The organism is Photobacterium kagoshimensis (assembly GCF_050337045.1).
GTDB lineage: Bacteria > Pseudomonadota > Gammaproteobacteria > Enterobacterales > Vibrionaceae > Photobacterium > Photobacterium kagoshimensis.
The window spans coordinates 338,042-354,643 of sequence record NZ_JAKJSO010000009.1; the positions used below are offsets into that span (position 1 = coordinate 338,042).

Annotated in this window: 19 protein-coding genes and 1 riboswitch; of the genes, 13 read left to right on the forward strand and 6 right to left on the reverse strand. The window is 42.8% G+C overall.

Annotated elements, in window-relative coordinates; genetic code table 11:
* Nucleotides 1-141 precede the first annotated feature (141 nt).
* Both L4C35_RS04920 and L4C35_RS04925 read right to left on the reverse strand, forming a co-directional pair.
* Nucleotides 142-714: an LON peptidase substrate-binding domain-containing protein gene (locus L4C35_RS04920; RefSeq protein ID WP_428461819.1), complete on the reverse strand. Its 573-nt coding sequence runs from the start codon at nucleotides 712-714 to the stop codon at nucleotides 142-144.
* Between the two features lie 168 nt (nucleotides 715-882).
* Nucleotides 883-1,110, reverse strand: a complete 228-nt coding sequence (locus L4C35_RS04925; protein WP_428461820.1) for a hypothetical protein — start codon at nucleotides 1,108-1,110, stop codon at nucleotides 883-885.
* A 199-nt stretch (nucleotides 1,111-1,309) separates the two neighbouring features.
* Nucleotides 1,310-1,486, forward strand: a riboswitch (molybdenum cofactor riboswitch).
* Here L4C35_RS04925 and moaA point away from each other — a divergent pair.
* From moaA to L4C35_RS04950, 5 genes are all read left to right on the forward strand, one after another.
* Entirely contained in the window at nucleotides 1,476-2,465 is a 990-nt protein-coding gene (gene moaA / locus L4C35_RS04930) for a GTP 3',8-cyclase MoaA (protein WP_428461821.1), read from the forward strand. (Overlaps the previous riboswitch by 11 nt.)
* 60 nt (nucleotides 2,466-2,525) lie before the next feature.
* Nucleotides 2,526-3,005 (forward strand): cyclic pyranopterin monophosphate synthase MoaC, encoded by a 480-nt coding sequence (gene moaC / locus L4C35_RS04935; protein WP_048896950.1) that lies wholly within the window; start codon nucleotides 2,526-2,528, stop codon nucleotides 3,003-3,005.
* Nucleotides 3,002-3,247 (forward strand): molybdopterin synthase sulfur carrier subunit, encoded by a 246-nt coding sequence (gene moaD / locus L4C35_RS04940; protein WP_428461822.1) that lies wholly within the window; start codon nucleotides 3,002-3,004, stop codon nucleotides 3,245-3,247. The genes moaC and moaD overlap by 4 nt, the downstream gene beginning before the upstream one ends.
* 2 nt (nucleotides 3,248-3,249) lie before the next feature.
* The gene (gene moaE, locus L4C35_RS04945; RefSeq protein WP_048896952.1) at nucleotides 3,250-3,699 is read left to right on the forward strand and encodes a molybdopterin synthase catalytic subunit MoaE; all 450 of its coding nucleotides are present in this window, start codon (nucleotides 3,250-3,252) and stop codon (nucleotides 3,697-3,699) included.
* A 472-nt stretch (nucleotides 3,700-4,171) separates the two neighbouring features.
* Nucleotides 4,172-4,708: a hypothetical protein gene (locus L4C35_RS04950; protein ID WP_428461823.1), complete on the forward strand. Its 537-nt coding sequence runs from the start codon at nucleotides 4,172-4,174 to the stop codon at nucleotides 4,706-4,708.
* A 90-nt stretch (nucleotides 4,709-4,798) separates the two neighbouring features.
* On the opposite strand, the gene L4C35_RS04955 is transcribed toward L4C35_RS04950, so the two are convergent.
* Both L4C35_RS04955 and L4C35_RS04960 read right to left on the reverse strand, forming a co-directional pair.
* The gene (locus L4C35_RS04955) at nucleotides 4,799-5,188 is read right to left on the reverse strand and encodes a hypothetical protein (protein ID WP_428461824.1); all 390 of its coding nucleotides are present in this window, start codon (nucleotides 5,186-5,188) and stop codon (nucleotides 4,799-4,801) included.
* A gap of 105 nt (nucleotides 5,189-5,293) precedes the next feature.
* A complete protein-coding gene (locus L4C35_RS04960; RefSeq protein ID WP_428461825.1) occupies nucleotides 5,294-6,496 on the reverse strand; it encodes an aspartyl protease family protein in 1,203 nt (400 codons plus the stop codon).
* Nucleotides 6,497-6,652: 156 nt separating this feature from the next.
* Between L4C35_RS04960 and L4C35_RS04965 the strand changes: the two genes are divergently transcribed.
* The 8 genes from L4C35_RS04965 (at nucleotide 6,653) to oppF (ending at nucleotide 14,109) form a co-directional block, all read left to right on the forward strand.
* A complete protein-coding gene (locus L4C35_RS04965) occupies nucleotides 6,653-7,186 on the forward strand; it encodes a DUF2975 domain-containing protein (RefSeq protein ID WP_428461826.1) in 534 nt (177 codons plus the stop codon).
* Entirely contained in the window at nucleotides 7,187-7,402 is a 216-nt protein-coding gene (locus L4C35_RS04970; protein ID WP_428461827.1) for a helix-turn-helix domain-containing protein, read from the forward strand.
* Between the two features lie 465 nt (nucleotides 7,403-7,867).
* Nucleotides 7,868-8,032 carry a hypothetical protein gene (locus L4C35_RS04975; protein WP_162489931.1) on the forward strand — a complete coding sequence of 55 codons (165 nt, stop codon included), beginning with the start codon at nucleotides 7,868-7,870 and terminating at the stop codon, nucleotides 8,030-8,032.
* Between the two features lie 452 nt (nucleotides 8,033-8,484).
* Complete coding sequence (locus tag L4C35_RS04980; RefSeq protein ID WP_428461828.1) at nucleotides 8,485-10,119, forward strand: ABC transporter substrate-binding protein; 1,635 nt, start codon at nucleotides 8,485-8,487, stop codon at nucleotides 10,117-10,119.
* A 79-nt stretch (nucleotides 10,120-10,198) separates the two neighbouring features.
* On the forward strand, nucleotides 10,199-11,119 hold the full coding sequence (oppB, locus tag L4C35_RS04985; RefSeq protein ID WP_428461829.1) for an oligopeptide ABC transporter permease OppB: 921 nt from the start codon (nucleotides 10,199-10,201) through the stop codon (nucleotides 11,117-11,119).
* A gap of 15 nt (nucleotides 11,120-11,134) precedes the next feature.
* Nucleotides 11,135-12,046 carry an oligopeptide ABC transporter permease OppC gene (gene oppC / locus L4C35_RS04990; protein WP_428461959.1) on the forward strand — a complete coding sequence of 304 codons (912 nt, stop codon included), beginning with the start codon at nucleotides 11,135-11,137 and terminating at the stop codon, nucleotides 12,044-12,046.
* Between the two features lie 111 nt (nucleotides 12,047-12,157).
* Entirely contained in the window at nucleotides 12,158-13,123 is a 966-nt protein-coding gene (locus L4C35_RS04995; protein ID WP_428461830.1) for an ABC transporter ATP-binding protein, read from the forward strand.
* Nucleotides 13,123-14,109 carry a murein tripeptide/oligopeptide ABC transporter ATP binding protein OppF gene (oppF, locus tag L4C35_RS05000; RefSeq protein ID WP_428461831.1) on the forward strand — a complete coding sequence of 329 codons (987 nt, stop codon included), beginning with the start codon at nucleotides 13,123-13,125 and terminating at the stop codon, nucleotides 14,107-14,109. Before L4C35_RS04995 ends, oppF begins: the two co-directional genes overlap by 1 nt.
* A 95-nt stretch (nucleotides 14,110-14,204) precedes the next feature.
* On the opposite strand, the gene L4C35_RS05005 is transcribed toward oppF, so the two are convergent.
* Together L4C35_RS05005 and norW are read right to left on the reverse strand one after the other, a co-directional pair.
* Nucleotides 14,205-15,338, reverse strand: a complete 1,134-nt coding sequence (locus L4C35_RS05005; RefSeq protein ID WP_428461832.1) for a ribosomal protein uL16 3-hydroxylase — start codon at nucleotides 15,336-15,338, stop codon at nucleotides 14,205-14,207.
* Between the two features lie 106 nt (nucleotides 15,339-15,444).
* Nucleotides 15,445-16,596 carry an NADH:flavorubredoxin reductase NorW gene (gene norW / locus L4C35_RS05010; protein ID WP_428461833.1) on the reverse strand — a complete coding sequence of 384 codons (1,152 nt, stop codon included), beginning with the start codon at nucleotides 16,594-16,596 and terminating at the stop codon, nucleotides 15,445-15,447.
* Between the last annotated feature and the right edge of the window lie 6 nt (nucleotides 16,597-16,602).

A 16,602-nucleotide genomic window follows, 5' to 3' on the forward strand; every position in this document is an offset into this window, starting at 1 on the left:
TCTTTAATATGATAATGGTGTCACTGATTGCGGTGAAGTGGAGTAAAAAGAACAAAAAAATCCCCCATGGAGGGGGGCTAGCAGAAAGGGTATTGGTAGTCGCTAGATATAAGAGCAGCAGTAATGACGCTTGGGCAGAGGTTAGTGCGGGTCCAACATCATGCTCATTAAGTAGTCACAGGTATTGAAGCAGTTGGGTGTGTTGATCAGCGCTTGCTTCTCTTGCGCGGGTACGGGCAATATTTCAAGCCAACGCTGGCATAACCAACTTAGGTTATTAAATTCTTTGTGCTGATGAAGACCCGCAAGTTCAGGATATTTGTCGAACATAATTTGCAGTTTGTCAGCCAGTAATTGTTGGTCGTTATCAATTTTGATTTCAGGCCACAGCGGTAAGGGGTGAAATTCGGCAAATATGCCACCATTACTGTGTTGTTCAAGTGATTTAATGCCAAAGTTTTCATGGGCATAAAGAGTAACGATCAAGGCTCCATCATTTTTAGAAGTATCTAGGTCTTCTACTGTTACGCGGGTGCCAATTTGACTGCAGTGCGATGACTTGCTGTCATCTATCATGCATACACCAAAACCAATATCGGAGTTTAACGCGTGTTTAAAGGCTTCCATTTGCGATCCTGGAGCAACTCGCATTGGCATTTTGCCTTTTGGTAATACATGACGTTTTTGAAATAATAAAGGGATTAAATTAGTCATTGTCTGCTCCAATTCTTATTATTAATTCTAGATATTAAAGACAATGCATAAGTGATGCCGAAACGGCTAAAAGCGGTATTCCCTCTCTTAGCGGTTATTTAGCCCATAAAAATCCTTTTTATTCTCAACGTGCAATCGCAATTTAAGAAAGCTTATGCATAATGCGAACTATTTATTATTACCAATGAGTCGCATCGCATTTTCAGTGGGTAATAGTTCAAGGTGGCCTAATTCATCAAAATACCACCCCTTGATAAGTCCCTTGTCCATCATGTCATTAAAGTTGTTGATAATGCCTTGTGCTTCGCGATAGGCCGCTTGTGGTTCGATGCCATCTTCCCGCTGTAAATAGAGCGCGATGTCGTCCAGTGTCGCAGACTCAATAATGTTGACCATAATAACCTCACTTTTGCTAAGAAAATTTGTCAATATTCACTTTAGTAGTATTGTCGTGAATCATCATGAAAGGTAGAATGCAGCACGTTTTTTTCATTGGTTTTGTCAATAACACAAAATCTCTGATACTTTTAATAATAAGATTTAGCCGTTATCGCTCACTTTTGAACCTGATTTTGCTTGGTTCTTTACTCTGCGGTAGCAGCCATAGCTCCGAGCATTGATTGCTAAGTTGTTTTAGTTCGATGAATAGCGTTACTTTGGATTCTACGGACACAGTGCGATAAGTGATCAATGCCAGTGACGGAATGTCACCAGGGTCGTTTTAGAAATGAAACGGCCTCCCGTATTTGGAAAGGTGTCCAATGGCAATACAATTTGAAGATAGTTTTCAGCGTAAATTTTACTATTTACGCCTGTCTGTTACCGATGTGTGTAACTTTAAATGTACTTATTGCCTGCCTGACGGTTACCGTCCGGAAGGTCATAAGAAACCCTCATTCTTAACGCTTGATGAAATCGAGCGTGTCACTGGCGCGTTTGCACAGTGTGGTACCAGTAAAGTCCGAATCACTGGTGGTGAACCTAGTTTGCGCCGTGATTTTACCGATATTATTCGTACTGTTGCCAATCAGCCTGGTATTACCAAAGTTGCTACCACAACCAATGGTTACCGCATGGCGAAGCATGTGCATGAATGGCGTGAAGCTGGCTTAACTAACATTAATGTAAGTGTTGATAGTCTTGATCCTAAAATGTTCTACCAGATCACTGGGGAGAACATGTTTAATCAGGTGATGGAAGGGATCGATGCTGCTTTTGATGCTGGTTTTGAGCAAGTGAAAATCAATACCGTTTTACTGAAAGACCTCAACTCACAAGAGCTGCCTAAGTTTCTTGATTGGATCAAAACGCGTCCAATTCAATTACGCTTTATTGAGCTGATGCAAACCGGTGAAATGGACAGCATGTTCAAAAAACATCATGTCTCTGGGGTAAGTATTCGTAATCACCTGATTGCGAATGGCTGGATTTTGAAGCTCAAAAGTAGCAATGATGGCCCCGCACAGGTTTTTTGTCACCCAGACTATATGGGTGAGATTGGCCTCATCATGCCGTATGAAAAAGACTTTTGCCAAAGCTGCAATCGTCTACGTGTTTCTGCAAAAGGTAAGCTTCACCTTTGTCTCTTTGGTGATCAGGGTATCGATTTACGTGATTTATTAGAGCAAGACGAACAACGTGATGCTTTAATTGCCCGTATTCAGGGCGGCTTACAACAAAAATCGGTAAGTCACTTTTTGCAAGACGGAAACACGGGTATGACCCCGCACTTAGCCTCTATTGGCGGTTAATTCTTTCACAGAGTAAGTGATGGCTTACTCTGTGCGAACATCATTCTGAGAACTCAAAACATGACTCAATTTACACATATCAATGCTTCAGGCGAAGCAAATATGGTGGATGTTTCTGCGAAAACTGACACCGTACGTGAAGCGCGCGCAGAAGCGTTTGTCCACATGGCTCCTGAAACCTTAGCCCTTATTGTCTCTGGCGATCATCACAAGGGTGATGTATTTGCAACGGCACGTATTGCAGGTATTCAAGCGGCGAAGAAAACTTGGGATTTGATCCCACTTTGTCACCCATTGCTGCTATCTAAGGTTGAAGTACAGTTAGAAGCGATTGAAGCGGAAAACAAAGTGCGCATTGAATCGTGCTGTAAGTTAGCGGGTAAAACCGGTGTGGAAATGGAAGCACTAACAGCGGCGTCTGTTGCTGCCCTGACCATTTACGATATGTGTAAAGCCGTTCAGAAAGACATGGTGATTGATCAGGTGCGTCTACTTGAGAAAACAGGCGGTAAATCAGGTCATTTTAAGGTGGAAGCATGATTAACGTTCTTTTCTTTGCCCAAGTGAAAGAACTTGTGGGTACAGATAAACTTGAAGTAGCGGCTGAATTTGCCACTGCTGACGCATTGCGTGAACATTTATCACAGCGTGGTGATAAGTGGGAACTGGCTTTAGAGAAAGGCAAGTTGTTAGTTGCTGTTAACCAAACTATCTGTGCGCTAGACAGTGCAATTACAGATGGTGATGAGGTTGCGTTCTTTCCTCCAGTTACTGGGGGTTAAGCATGATTTCAGTACAAGAAGCTGATTTTTCGGTTGCTGAAGAATACGAACGTTTAGCGCAAGGTACTAGCGCGGGTGCGGTTGTGACTTTCATCGGTAAAGTACGCGACTTTAACCAAGGTGACGATGTGACTGGCTTATCGCTTGAGCATTATCCTGGTATGACAGAGAAGTCGTTAGAAAAGATTGTGGAGCAAGCGAATGCGCGTTGGCCATTATTAGCGACGCGCGTCATCCACCGTGTTGGTGATTTAGAGCTTGGCGATCAAATTGTTTTTGTTGGTGTATCCAGTGCTCACCGTGGTGCTGCTTTCCAAGCCTGTGAGTTCATTATGGACTACCTGAAAACACAAGCGCCATTTTGGAAAAAAGAACGTACAACTGAAGCAACACGCTGGGTTGATGCGCGTGATACTGATACAAGTGCAGCGGATCGCTGGAACCAAGACTAACCGTTATCTGCTACATTGAGAAAGGAGCCTATGGCTCCTTTTTTTGTTTTATTTTCCTTCCTAAGCATATCCAAACCTGAGTCGAAGCGACTTAGTCAGCGAATTTTTGAATGTTATTTTGACTATATTTTCATTTGTTTCTTTTTCTGTGGAAAATGATCTGAACTGTTATTTAGATAACCATTCATTTCACTTTTACACGCTTTATGAATAGATAAGACGCTTTTAGATGATTTATTACGCTTATTCAAGGCTCTATGTTTGCGCCCGCAAACCCCTGTTTATGGCCTTTTGAAGGTGGAATTACATGTGTGAATAATCTTTCTTGTTTATTCGGGTTTTGTTTCACAAAACACTGTGCTATGTTCAATTTAACAGCATAAATAACCTGTATATATGAATGGTTATATTTTATTCGAGTGTGTTAAATGTGTTACGTGATTAAGTATCATGCAATAGAAGGAGAGATATTATGATCAGGAGCGATCGCTTACTCTACGACATTGCCCCAGAAGGCTTTGGTGAACGTCATTGTGAATCTTGGGATACTTGGCGCGTGCGAGCACATACCATGCTGCCACAGTTTCCTGATGAAGTATTAGAGCAATGGTTATACCGTCATTGGAAAGGGGTATTGTGTAATTGGGGATGGCTAGATTTCAACGCGATGAGTTTTACTAAGCAGTCATGGAGCAGTGATAAGATCTTATCTGAGATCTGTACGCCACATAACGATGTAATTGATAAACTCTCACGTCGAATGAGTAATCCTATTTTTCAGCGCAGCTGGCTTGTGCAGAATATGCAAGACACAGGAACTTGGCCTGTCGCACCGATTGTGCTTGAGTATGAGCGCGATTTATACGCAACCAATGGTCGTGTACTGAAAGCGCCATTTAACTTGCTGGAAGGGCATCACCGTTTCGCCTATTTAAAGAACTTATCTGAGAATAATGAGTTTATTCAAGATAAGCATGAAATATGGGTTGCTAAGATCCCTGTGCATTAAAGCGCCAGCCTTATTTAGGGCGGGACTCTGTCTATATAAAGAAGGCCGATTATTCGGCCTTTTTTTTGGAAACAATATAGCCAAAGTCTTTTAGTCAAACTCCCATGTCACACCCATGCTCATTTCACCGTCTTGATTTGATTGCATGTGAGTTTCTATACCTTGGCCCGGAAATTGGGTGATATAACATGCGCTATCATTTTTTTTCTGTTGGCTATGTTTAGTGCTTAATTGATCTCTTGTGATGTATACGCAGTCATCGCCACTGAGCTGTTGCTGCGTTGGTGTCGTGCTGGTTGAATACGCAGAAGGTTGCCAGTCTGTGGATTCTGCGGCTAGCGTTTGATTGCTTAATGCTACAAGCTCTTTGGGTTTTGCAATTGTAGCTGGACTGCTTAGCGCTGTTAGAAATGTTTCACCAGCAAAAGTAGGGCAGGTCGATAGTGCTAAATACAAGGCTAATAAAGTGTGTGTTTTCATAGGTGTTCCTTGGGTTTATTTTTATTAGGTAAAGGTTTGGCACCAGTGAGTAGGTGTAATTAAGTCGCTCTAACACTTTTGTATTGTTAATACTTTTTACCGATACTATTTTGTGTAAGAAATACTAATGTCTTTTTGTTTACCTTTTCGAAGAATGGTTAAATTTAATCTTTTGCTTCGGTTGATATACAGGCTATTGGACTTATCTAGGTAGGTGTTGCAGTAATCATCTTGAGAGAAAATAGACTTATGCGAACCATTGATAGCGATGATCTGATCGCCATTTTTCAGTCCAGCTTGATGAGCTCGCATTCCTTCAGCAACTTGTGAGGTTAATAGTTTGCCATTCGGTGTTAGATCTAAGTTGAAGCCATAACTGGGCAATGAAAGCCCATCTTCTTCTTTATTGATGGGCTTGAGCCATAGCACTCGGGATGGAAAGTCAATAATGGTTTTAAAGTAGCTGAGAAAGCCGACACCAGCGAGAGATAGCCCTTCTTTTGCTTCAACTGTGACCTTTGTGTCGTTTAACACAACACGACCGATACTCATATTACTTAATGTATAGTCACGTACTTCATACTCTTTTAAGCCATACAGACCAAGTGTATTTTCTGTATAGCTATTGTCTGGTTTATATCCAAGGTCTTCTAATACCGATAGCATTTTAGGATGACTTAAAGTAATGCCGCTATTTTTGCCGGTATCAATACCAAGAAGAAGATCACCGAACTGATGGAATATTGCTACTTGAAGGGCGTCATCATTATAGAAAGAGAACCCTATGGGGTTATAGCCTTCTGAGACTGGGTTTCCTTTGTAGGTATTACTTAAGGTAATTTCCTTTTTTTGATAATCGATAGCCACTGCAGAGTGGCGTAGTAAGTTATACCCAAGTATTCCATCGAGTTTAAAACATGACATAGGAAAATCATTTAGTGTATCGAGTGCAATAAAGTCGAAATTTGTAAAAGAGACATCACCTATGTGCAAATCTGGCCCTTGATACAATTCTGATTTGCGCTCTTCACCACTAATATCATGAAACTTCATGGTGTAACTGCGTTTATTTAGACCGAGTTCTTTAATGGCTTGATTGCTGAGTACGTTTGCAGAGCCTGTATCAAACATGAAATGGTAGTTTTTGCCCTTAATCGGTAAAGAGACAATCATCATGTTATTAACGAGTTTAAAGGGGAGAGTGACAGAGTATTGCTCTTTTGATATTTCACCTGAATCCAGAATAGATGCATATACCGTTAAAGGTGTCATGAATGTAATAGCTAACAATAAAGTGAGTACTTTCATAGGGCAATCTTAGGTTCTTCTTACTTGTTTATTTATTAGGCTAATAATTAGCGTCACTTCAGTCAATAAAAACTTATCGTTTTGCGATAAGTTTTTATTGTTATTTGATGTTCTTCTTGTAAGATAAACGCAAATTATGTTGGTGTTAGGTGTATTATGTCGCAACTCTCGATAAGCAGATTTAGCCACAAGTTACTTATTTTATTCTGGTTTTCTTTAATATTTGTTGCGGTATTGAACACTGCGTTTTGGTTCATTCCTACTTTAGTGGGGGATAAATTTGATTGGCTTACAGTTACATTTCCTGTCGAGGTGACTTTACCCTTACCTGTGATGCGCTCTTTACTAGGGTTTATCCCAAGTATGTTTTCAGCCTTTTTGACTATGGCATTGTTGTGGCAACTTATTGTTTTATTTCGTCTATACGAGCAAGGGGCGATTTTCGAGCGTAAAAATGTAGATTGCTATAAGAAGCTAAGTTACCTTTTGATCGCCTCGCCATTTGCCAGCATTTTTAGTGATGTGCTTGTGAGCTTAGCTTTAACACTTGATGATAAAGGCTTTAAATTATCAGCAAATACCAACGATGCGGATATTACTATGATGGTGATAGGTTTGATCGTACGGGTTATTGCAGTGGTTATGGAAAGGGCGGTAGAACTCCATGAAGACAGTGAGTTAACAATCTAAATGGCGATAATAATCAATCTGGATGTCATGCTAGCCAAAAGAAAAATGCGTTCAAATGAGCTTGCCAAAAGAGTGGGGATCACTGAGCAAAATTTGTCTGTACTCAAGAACGGGCGCGCCAAAGCGGTAAAGCTCGCTACACTTGAAGCCATCTGCTTTCATCTAGGTTGTCAACCTGGTGATATTCTAGAGTATGTGCCTGACAAGCTGGAGTAGAGAGAGCTGGTGTTTCTTACAAAAAATAGCCCCTGATATTCAGGGGCTACGAGGTTGTGCTGCATGTGTTAATGAATAACTTATTTAGCACCGTTTGCTTCGTCTTTCGCTTTATGTGCTGGTGGCACGTAGCCATGACGAACACGGGAAGGACTCGGGCGTGAGAAACAACCTGCTGGTCTCATAGTTAACTCTCGACTTCTACTTTCGGAACGGGAACGGAATGAGAAAAGGCAGAAAAAGCCAGGAAAACTCTTAATGCGACTCTCAGTTTTGATAGTAGCGTTATTGAGTAGCTGCAGGTACTTGAATTTCACAGAAAAACAGCAATGTGAAAAGTTAATCTATTGAAACTTTTTTTATGCTTTTTTGTTATTAAAAGTGGGCTGAGACACGCACAAATTGTGCCATGCTTATTAGTGTTGGACAAAAATAGTCTAGCGCCGTTTAACATTGGAGGGTTGAATGAAACATAGACGTGTATCGAACAAGCGCATGAAGCAATTGTTAGCAGAAGCGGGTATCGGCCAAGATAACCAAGAAAATGAAGAACAAGCATTGCTGGAGAAAAAACAGCAGTCAGTCAGTCCAGATAAGCAACTATTAGATATTGATAGTCAAAATAAATAGAACTGAGAACTATTATCAAAAAAGCGCCTCGTTGGCGCTTTTTTTGTTTCTGATGTTGCTTAATTGTGATCTTTGTTGCTGACTATGTTGTGTTCTGCTGCTAGCACTGGTTGAAAATGCTGGTTATTTATTCAAATTAATAATTATTTATTCAAAAATGGGTCTTTTTTGGCTGATTTGGCGGATCTTACTTTGTTTTTACTAAATAGCGGGTGTTTAGTCTGACTAGAATCTTTCGTGCAAAGCATACCACTGCCTGTTCAGCTCTTATTAAGAATAATACTGCTTTTTGTGATAGTTTTGTGGCAAATTACTTCAATGCCTGTTAGTGTTTTGAGCAATTCTTCGGTTAGATTTACATTGTTTAGGATTAACGGTGTGAATATTGCGTAACACTAGTCGCCTACCGGAGAACGTCATGGACGCAACGATAGAATGTATTGGAGTTATGCATGTATAAGAATAAAATTACTCAGGCGTTATTAGTTAGTGCTGGTCTGGCTGCTTCAGCCGCTTCTTTTTCAGCACTGGCAGCAGAAGTACCTGAGGGTGTAAAGCTGGCAGCACAACAAGAGCTAGTCCGAGGTAATGGTACTGAGGTTGCTTCACTTGATCCCCACAAGACTGAAGGTGTGCCAGAATCAAACGTTATTCGTGACCTACTTGAAGGCCTAGTAAACCAAGATGGTGAAGGTAATACTATCCCTGGTGCTGCTGAAAGTTGGGAAACAACCGATAACCGCACGTTTACCTTCCACCTACGCAAAGATGCAAAATGGTCAAACGGTGACCCTGTTACTGCTGAAGATTTCGTTTACAGCTTTAAGCGTGCCGTCGATCCTGCAACAGCATCGCCTTATTCATGGTATCTAGAAATGACCACCATGAAGAATGCAGAAAAGATCATTGCGGGTAAAGCAGACAAAGATTCACTTGGTGTGACAGCGGTAGATCCGTACACACTGAAAATTGAACTTGAATCTGCAGTCCCTTACTTTGTGAAGATGATGGGCCACACAACAGTGAAGCCTGTAAACCGCAAAGTGGTAGAGAAGTTTGGTGATGACTGGACTAAACCTGCAAACTTCGTAGGTAACGGCGCATTCGTACTTGATAAGTGGGTTGTGAATGAGCGTATCGTACTGAAGCGTAATACTAAGTACTGGGATAACAAGAAAACTGTTATTGACCAGGTGACTTACTTACCAATCGAAAACCAAGTAGCGGAAATGAACCGCTTCCTATCGGGTGAAATCGATATTACCAATGAGCTACCAAACGAGCACTTCCGTCGTCTGCAAAAGCAGCATGCTGAAGATGTACAGATCGTCGGTAACTTATGTTCTTACTACTACGGCTTCAACAATGCGAAAGCACCATTTGATGATTCACGTGTTCGTAAAGCCCTTTCTTACGCGATTGACCGTGATGTAGTAACGAAAGCGCTATTGGGTCAAGGTCAAAAACCAGGTTACTTCCTAACACCTGAAATTACAGCTAACTTCAACCCAGTCACCCCTGCTTACGGCCAATTGTCGCAAAAAGAGCGTAATGCTAAAGCGAAAGAACTGCTAGCAGAAGCGGGCTTTGATAACAGTAACCCACTTGAGTTTACGCTGCTTTACAACACTTCTGAAAACCACAAGAAAATTGCGGTAGCTATCGCTTCTATGTGGAAGAAGAATCTAGGTGTAACGGCTAACCTTGAAAACCAAGAGTGGAAAACGTACCTAGACAACCGTCGCCAAGGTAACTTTGATGTGACTCGTGCGGGTTGGTGTGGTGACTACAACGAAGCTTCAAGCTTCTTGTCGCTAATGCAAAGTAATAACAGCTCAAACGATCCTAAGTACTACAGCAAAGAATACGATGCCGTAATGGAAAAAGCATTGGCATCAACCTCGGATACAGAGCGTGAAGCGCTTTATGTCCAAGCTGAGAAACTTCTGGCTCGTGATATGCCAATTGCCCCAATTTATCAGTATGTTAAAGCACGTCTAGTTAACCCGCATGTGGGTGGCGTCGCAATGAACAATGCTGAAGATAAACTCTTCTCTAAAGACATGTACATCATTGCTGACAAATAAACAGCAAGCATAATAAATAAACACCACACCCAGGGCTGGGTGTGGTGTCATCTGTCACAGACTAAACTCGGTAGAAATTATGATTAAACTAATTGCTAAAAGGATTTTAGAAGCAATACCAACCTTGTTGGTGTTAATCACTATCTCTTTTTTCTTAATGCGTTTTGCACCAGGTAACCCTTTTTCTTCAGAGCGTCCATTACCACCTGAAGTAATGGCCAACATTGAAGCGAAATACGGCCTTGATAAACCAGTATTTGATCAATACACCACTTACCTGGGTAACGTATTACAAGGGGACTTTGGCCCATCTTTTAAATATAAAGATTTCACAGTTAATGAACTAGTAAGTAAGGCATTGCCTGTTTCTGCAAAGATTGGTTTCTTTGCCTTCATTTTTGCGGTTGTTATGGGGGTTACGGTCGGAACGGTGGCCGCCTTGAAGCATAATACCTGGATAGATTACACCATAATGTCTACCGCAATGGCGGGGGTCGTCATGCCCTCCTTTATCCTCGCCCCAGTATTAATCTATGTTTTTGCGATTAATCTTGGTTGGTTACCTGCTGGTGGCTGGCAAGATGGTTCACTCAAATTCATGCTATTACCTATGTTTGGTATGTCACTACTTTACGTTGCCACTTTTGCACGTATTACCCGTGGTAGCATGATCGAAACCCTTAACAGTAACTTTATCCGTACTGCTCGTGCGAAAGGTCTAAGTTACCCTTACATCATCTTAAAACACGCACTTAAGCCTGCGCTTCTTCCTGTTGTGTCATACATGGGGCCAGCGTTTGTCGGCATCATCACAGGTTCGGTTGTTATCGAAACCATCTTTGGCCTACCAGGCATTGGTAAGCTCTTTGTGAATGCAGCCTTCAACCGTGATTACTCATTGGTACTGGGTGTGACTATCCTAATCGGTGCCTTGACTATTATCTTCAACGCCATCGTTGATATTGTACTTGCGTACATTGATCCGAAAATTCGTTACTAGGAGAACAACAAGATGATGTTAGTTAAAAAGGAAAGCGTTGACGCTATCGAGAAGTTCTCTGATCAGCTAGAAATTGAAGGTCGTAGTTTGTGGCAAGATGCCCGTACTCGATTTAAGCGTAACAAAGCAGCAATGGTGAGTTTAACCATTCTTACGTTAATCACCCTTGCGGTTGTTTTTGGCCCTATGTTCAGCCAATACGCATTTGATGACACCGATTGGTATGCATTGCATGCGGCACCAAGCCTTGGCGCTGAAGGGCACTTTTTTGGCACTGATAGCTTAGGCCGTGATTTATACACTCGTACTTTAGTCGGCGGCCGAATCTCACTGATGGTGGGTATCCTTGGTGCCTTAGTGGCGGTTGTGATTGGTACACTTTATGGCGCAACGTCTGGCTTTATTGGCGGCCGTACTGACCGTGTAATGATGCGGATTTTGGAAGTCTTGTACTCTATTCCATTTATGTTCTTTGTTATCGTACTGGTGACATTTTTTGGTCGAAATATCATGCTGATCTTTGTCGCCATTGGTGCAATATCTTGGCTCGATATGGCGCGGATTGTGCGTGGACAGACCTTGTCTTTACGTAGCAAGGAATTCATTGAAGCGGCAGAAGTGTGTGGTGTGAGTCGTTGGAGAATTATTACTCGTCACATCGTACCTAACGTTCTAGGTATTGTTGCGGTTTACTCAACACTGCTCGTGCCATCAATGATTCTGACTGAATCATTCCTTAGTTTCCTTGGCCTTGGTGTACAAGAGCCAATGACAAGCTGGGGGGCATTATTGCAAGAAGGTTCTCAAACCATGGAAGTTGCTATCTGGCAACTGTTGTTCCCGGCTGCATTTATGGTCGTAACTTTGTTCTGCTTTAACTATGTCGGTGATGGTCTGCGTGATGCGCTTGATCCAAAAGACAGATAACAACAGCACCTGTTAGCAGGTACAGAACAAAATAATGGATATATTGCAATTGTTTAGCGCAGCCCTACCAAGTAACACTGCGCTGAACCATTGCAAATAAGGAAGGAAGCAATGAGCCTATTAGATGTCAAAGATCTGCGTGTTGAATTTACCACGCAAGACGGGATTGTAACGGCAGTTAACGATCTTAACTTTTCGCTAGACCAAGGTGAAACCTTAGGTATCGTGGGTGAATCAGGATCAGGCAAAAGCCAGACTGTATTCGCTATTATGGGTCTACTCGCTAAAAACGGCATCATCAGCGGCAGTGCTGAATTTGAAGGTCGTAATATTCTTAATTTGCCAGAGAAAGAACTAAACAAGGTTCGCGCAGAGCAAATTGCGATGATTTTCCAAGACCCTATGACCTCGTTAAACCCTTACATGAAAGTTAGCGATCAGCTAATGGAAGTGTTAATGCTGCACAAAGGCATGAGCAAGACTGAAGCATTTGAAGAGTCTGTTCGCATGCTGGATGCGGTAAAAATTCCCGAAGCGCGTAAGCGTATTACCATGTATCCGCATGAGTTCTCAGGCGGCATGCGCCAGCGTGTGATGATTGCGATGGCACTACTTTGTCGTCCGAAACTCCTGATTGCCGATGAACCAACGACAGCATTGGATGTAACGGTTCAAGCGCAAATCATGGAGATGCTTAACGAGCTTAAAACAGATTTCAATACTGCCATTATCATGATCACCCACGACTTAGGTGTGGTGGCGGGTAGTTGTGACAAGGTATTGGTCATGTATGCAGGCCGTACTATGGAGTACGGCAAAATTGATGAGATTTTCTATAAGCCTTCGCACCCATACACAGAAGGTCTGTTACGCGCTATCCCACGTTTAGATACGGAAGGCGAAGTATTACCAACGATTCCTGGTAATCCGCCTAACTTATTACGCTTGCCTGTTGGCTGTCCGTACCAAGACCGCTGCCACCGAGTCACAAGCCGTTGTAAGCAAGAAGCACCAGATCTAAAAGCCTTTACTGAAGGTCGTCTACGTGCGTGTTTTTCTGATGTGGGGACCTGGTAATGAATACTCAAAAGAATCTGTTATTAGACATTAAAGACCTAAAAGTTCACTTCAACATTGCGGCTAAATCAGCTTGGCCATGGGCGAAACCATTGAAGCTGAAAGCGGTAGATGGGGTTGATATTCGTTTATACGAAGGTGAAACCTTGGGTGTGGTTGGTGAGTCTGGTTGTGGTAAATCGACCTTTGCTCGCGCAGTTATCGGTCTGGTTGAAGCGACAGAGGGTAATGTTGTGTGGTTGGGGCAAGATCTTACCAAACTGCCACATAACGCCTTGCGTGAAAAACGCAAAGAGATCCAAATGATCTTCCAAGATCCGCTGGCGTCGCTAAACCCACGTATGACTGTTGGCGAAATTATCGCAGAGCCGTTGAAGACATTCTTCCCTGAATTATCAGAGGATGATGTGAAAGGGCAGGTTAAACAAATGATGACCAAGGTAGGCCTACTACCTAACGTTATTAACCGTTACCCGCATGAGTTTTCAGGAGGCCAGTGTCAGCGTATCGGTATTGCACGTGCGCTAATTCTTAAGCCGAAAATGATCATTTGTGATGAGCCTGTATCGGCATTGGATGTGTCTATCCAAGCGCAGGTGGTGAACTTATTGAAAGAACTGCAGAAAGAAATGGGGCTAAGTTTAGTCTTTATTGCCCATGACTTGTCTGTTGTTAAACATATTTCAGATCGTGTATTGGTAATGTACTTAGGTAATGCGGTAGAGATGGGCGAAAGTGATGCATTGTTTGCTGAACCGAAGCACCCTTATACCCGCGCACTGATGTCTGCTGTACCGATCCCTGATCCTGAATTAGAACGAAACAAGACTATCCAGTTGTTGGAAGGTGAATTACCTTCACCCATTAATCCGCCAACAGGCTGTGTGTTCCGTACGCGTTGTCCGCAAGCCACCGAAGCTTGTGCTCAGCAAAAACCATCGTTAAAAGGCGATGATGTACATGCGGTAGCTTGTTTGAACGTGTAACAATTCGAGCCTGTGACAGGCTTTGAGCGCGGTGTTAAAGCCGCGCTTTTTTTATGCCTGCAACTTCTGTGGGTATCGGTGGTTACTTCCAGGGTTTACTCGGCAGGGTACCAGTACCCTTGGTTGATCAGCTGAGTCAGCAGATCGATAACAGCAGGGTGCTCACGCATAGCCCCTAATGTGTCACCATCTAGGGTTTCTTGATCACACAGTGCAATCATAACTTGGCCGCACTCTTCTGGTAGCTCAACGGTTTCACCATTGATATAGCCAATGTAAGGTGTTTCGGGGTAATAGAAAGCACGTAACCCACCAAGGCGCTTTAAGGTTTCGTTTGCCATAAAGAATTGGTGTGTTTCACTGTTTTCCCATAATGGTTCTGCGGCGATAAGATCAAGTTCATGTCGGCTTTGGCTTAGGTGTTCGCCCATCCAGTTTTTCATGATTTCAGGATGATCGAGCAGGCTACGCATCATATTTTCTAAATCTTGACGTTCCGCATCCAAAATAGCGCCGCTATTACTGCGCGCGGGTAGATCTGGGCTGTGATAGTGTACATCGCCAACCTCATTCGCAATCACGTGATCAGCAAAGCTACTTAATAACTCTTGTTTTTTCGGAGAACGGAAACCGACCGAAAAACTCATTGATGTTTCGATCGCGTAGCCATCGTGCGGGAAACCTGGGGGAATATATAAAATATCGCCAGGCTCAAGTACATCGTCGATAATAGGGTCAAAAGATTTAATTTGGCGCAATTCGGGGTGACGAAACTCTTCTTCGTAATCGTCATTTTTTGGGCCAACACGCCAGTGGCGTTTGCCTGAACCTTGAGTGATAAAGACATCGTATTGATCGATATGAGGACCAACGCCGCCACCAGGGGTCGAGTAGCTGATCATCAAATCATCCATCAACCAGCTCGGTAGTTGGCGAAAAGGAGCAATCAGACGGGCTGCACCCTCGTGCCAATGGTTTGCCGCCTGAACGATGAAAGACCAGTGATCTTCTGGTACATCATCAAATGTCAGCGGGCCGTGTTTAACCTCCCACTCCTCGCCATGTTGGGCAATGTAACGTGAATCAACTTCGTCTTCCATCGCGAGACCTGCAAGTTCATCAGGGCTGATTGGATCAATAAAGTTTTTGAAGCCACCTTTAATAATGGTGGGTTTTTTCTGCCAATATTCGGCAAGGAATTGTTCGAAGTTGAAAGTTAAATCGTACATGTGGGCTTTGACTCAATGTGCATGAGCCGCGAGTATAACGTATTCCTCACCAAACCTGATGAGGAATTCGCTAATCGCGTATGTATGCGGCCTTGAGTGCGAGTGGTTATGCTAGTTGTCTTAGCAGCGGAAATGCAGAGGCTTGTTGGTCATGGCTAGCAATAAAGCCCAGCAGCTGTTCTGTCTGCGGTTCAAAGGCTTTGGCAAGATAGCCATCACCAGACTGAGTGATTTCCCATTTAGCATCTTTACGGGTTGTTTGACCTGAAAGTGACAGCGGGAACCACGGTGTTTTGGCTTTTATTAAACAAGGCGCTAATGTCACAGCGGTTAAATTACCTGTTAACGTTTTTGCTAATGCCATCGCAGATAGCATAATTGGCTGTAAGAAAGCGCGTACTTGGCCATCTATTTCTGCACAATCACCCAGTGCATAGATGTTAGGCTGAGAGGTTTGCAAATATCTATCAACCACAATCCCTTGCTGTGTCGTTAACCCCGCTTGCTTTGCCAAAGCGATATTTGATTTTAACCCCATAGCGGCAATGATGACATCGTACTCGGTATGCTGACCATCACTGGTTTGAGCAATTAATTGCTGGTGGTGGCGGCTAATACTATTGATAGTTTGTCCTAGTTTGAGTGTAACACCACGCTCCGCCATCGTTTGATATAGCGATGAACTCAGGAGCTCAGGCAGCAAGCTTGGCATGATATGAGTGGCTTTATCAGTGAGGGTGATTTGCTTACCTGCCACTGATAGATCCATCGCAATTTCAGTACCAATAAGACCAGCACCAAGGACTAACACCGATTTAGCGACTGCTATTTTGTCTTGATTTTCAGCGTACTCTGCCAAGCTATTCAGTGTTATCACTTCATCCGCTGCGTTACCTGCAAAGGGAGGTACAAAAGCTTTTGCACCTGTAGCGAGCACTAACTTGCTATATTGCAGCGTTCCTTTGTTTGATTCATTAACGTAATCTAGCTGTTTACTCGTTGAATCAATGCTTTCCACCCACGTATGGTTAAGTAAGGTGATTGCATTCGTTTTCGCAAATTCAGCGGCGGATTGTTTGATTAAATCATTGGCTGTTTGCTGACGTGAAAATACATGGCTGATATCGGGCTTAGCGTAATCATCACCACTGTCTGCGGTTATGACGGTGATCGCCGTGGCTGAATCAAGTTTGCGTAAAGATTTAACCAGTTGGTAAGCAGCAAAGCCGCTACCCACAATAACAATATGATCATTCATTGTATT

What these genes read in the sequence shown, in the direction of transcription:
- L4C35_RS05005 (WP_428461832.1), bottom strand. Translation starts at nt 15,338, where the DNA reads ATGTACGATTTAACTTTCAACTTCGAACAATTCCTTGCCGAATATTGG.
- L4C35_RS04995 (WP_428461830.1), top strand. Translation starts at nt 12,158, where the DNA reads ATGAGCCTATTAGATGTCAAAGATCTGCGTGTTGAATTTACCACGCAA.
- L4C35_RS04965 (WP_428461826.1), top strand. Translation starts at nt 6,653, where the DNA reads ATGTCGCAACTCTCGATAAGCAGATTTAGCCACAAGTTACTTATTTTA.
- moaA (WP_428461821.1), top strand. Translation starts at nt 1,476, where the DNA reads ATGGCAATACAATTTGAAGATAGTTTTCAGCGTAAATTTTACTATTTA.
- moaC (WP_048896950.1), top strand. Translation starts at nt 2,526, where the DNA reads ATGACTCAATTTACACATATCAATGCTTCAGGCGAAGCAAATATGGTG.
- L4C35_RS04925 (WP_428461820.1), bottom strand. Translation starts at nt 1,110, where the DNA reads ATGGTCAACATTATTGAGTCTGCGACACTGGACGACATCGCGCTCTAT.
- norW (WP_428461833.1), bottom strand. Translation starts at nt 16,596, where the DNA reads ATGAATGATCATATTGTTATTGTGGGTAGCGGCTTTGCTGCTTACCAA.
- oppC (WP_428461959.1), top strand. Translation starts at nt 11,135, where the DNA reads ATGTTAGTTAAAAAGGAAAGCGTTGACGCTATCGAGAAGTTCTCTGAT.
- L4C35_RS04980 (WP_428461828.1), top strand. Translation starts at nt 8,485, where the DNA reads ATGTATAAGAATAAAATTACTCAGGCGTTATTAGTTAGTGCTGGTCTG.
- moaE (WP_048896952.1), top strand. Translation starts at nt 3,250, where the DNA reads ATGATTTCAGTACAAGAAGCTGATTTTTCGGTTGCTGAAGAATACGAA.
- L4C35_RS04970 (WP_428461827.1), top strand. Translation starts at nt 7,187, where the DNA reads ATGGCGATAATAATCAATCTGGATGTCATGCTAGCCAAAAGAAAAATG.
- L4C35_RS04975 (WP_162489931.1), top strand. Translation starts at nt 7,868, where the DNA reads ATGAAACATAGACGTGTATCGAACAAGCGCATGAAGCAATTGTTAGCA.
- L4C35_RS04960 (WP_428461825.1), bottom strand. Translation starts at nt 6,496, where the DNA reads ATGAAAGTACTCACTTTATTGTTAGCTATTACATTCATGACACCTTTA.
- oppF (WP_428461831.1), top strand. Translation starts at nt 13,123, where the DNA reads ATGAATACTCAAAAGAATCTGTTATTAGACATTAAAGACCTAAAAGTT.
- L4C35_RS04920 (WP_428461819.1), bottom strand. Translation starts at nt 714, where the DNA reads ATGACTAATTTAATCCCTTTATTATTTCAAAAACGTCATGTATTACCA.
- L4C35_RS04955 (WP_428461824.1), bottom strand. Translation starts at nt 5,188, where the DNA reads ATGAAAACACACACTTTATTAGCCTTGTATTTAGCACTATCGACCTGC.
- L4C35_RS04950 (WP_428461823.1), top strand. Translation starts at nt 4,172, where the DNA reads ATGATCAGGAGCGATCGCTTACTCTACGACATTGCCCCAGAAGGCTTT.
- oppB (WP_428461829.1), top strand. Translation starts at nt 10,199, where the DNA reads ATGATTAAACTAATTGCTAAAAGGATTTTAGAAGCAATACCAACCTTG.
- moaD (WP_428461822.1), top strand. Translation starts at nt 3,002, where the DNA reads ATGATTAACGTTCTTTTCTTTGCCCAAGTGAAAGAACTTGTGGGTACA.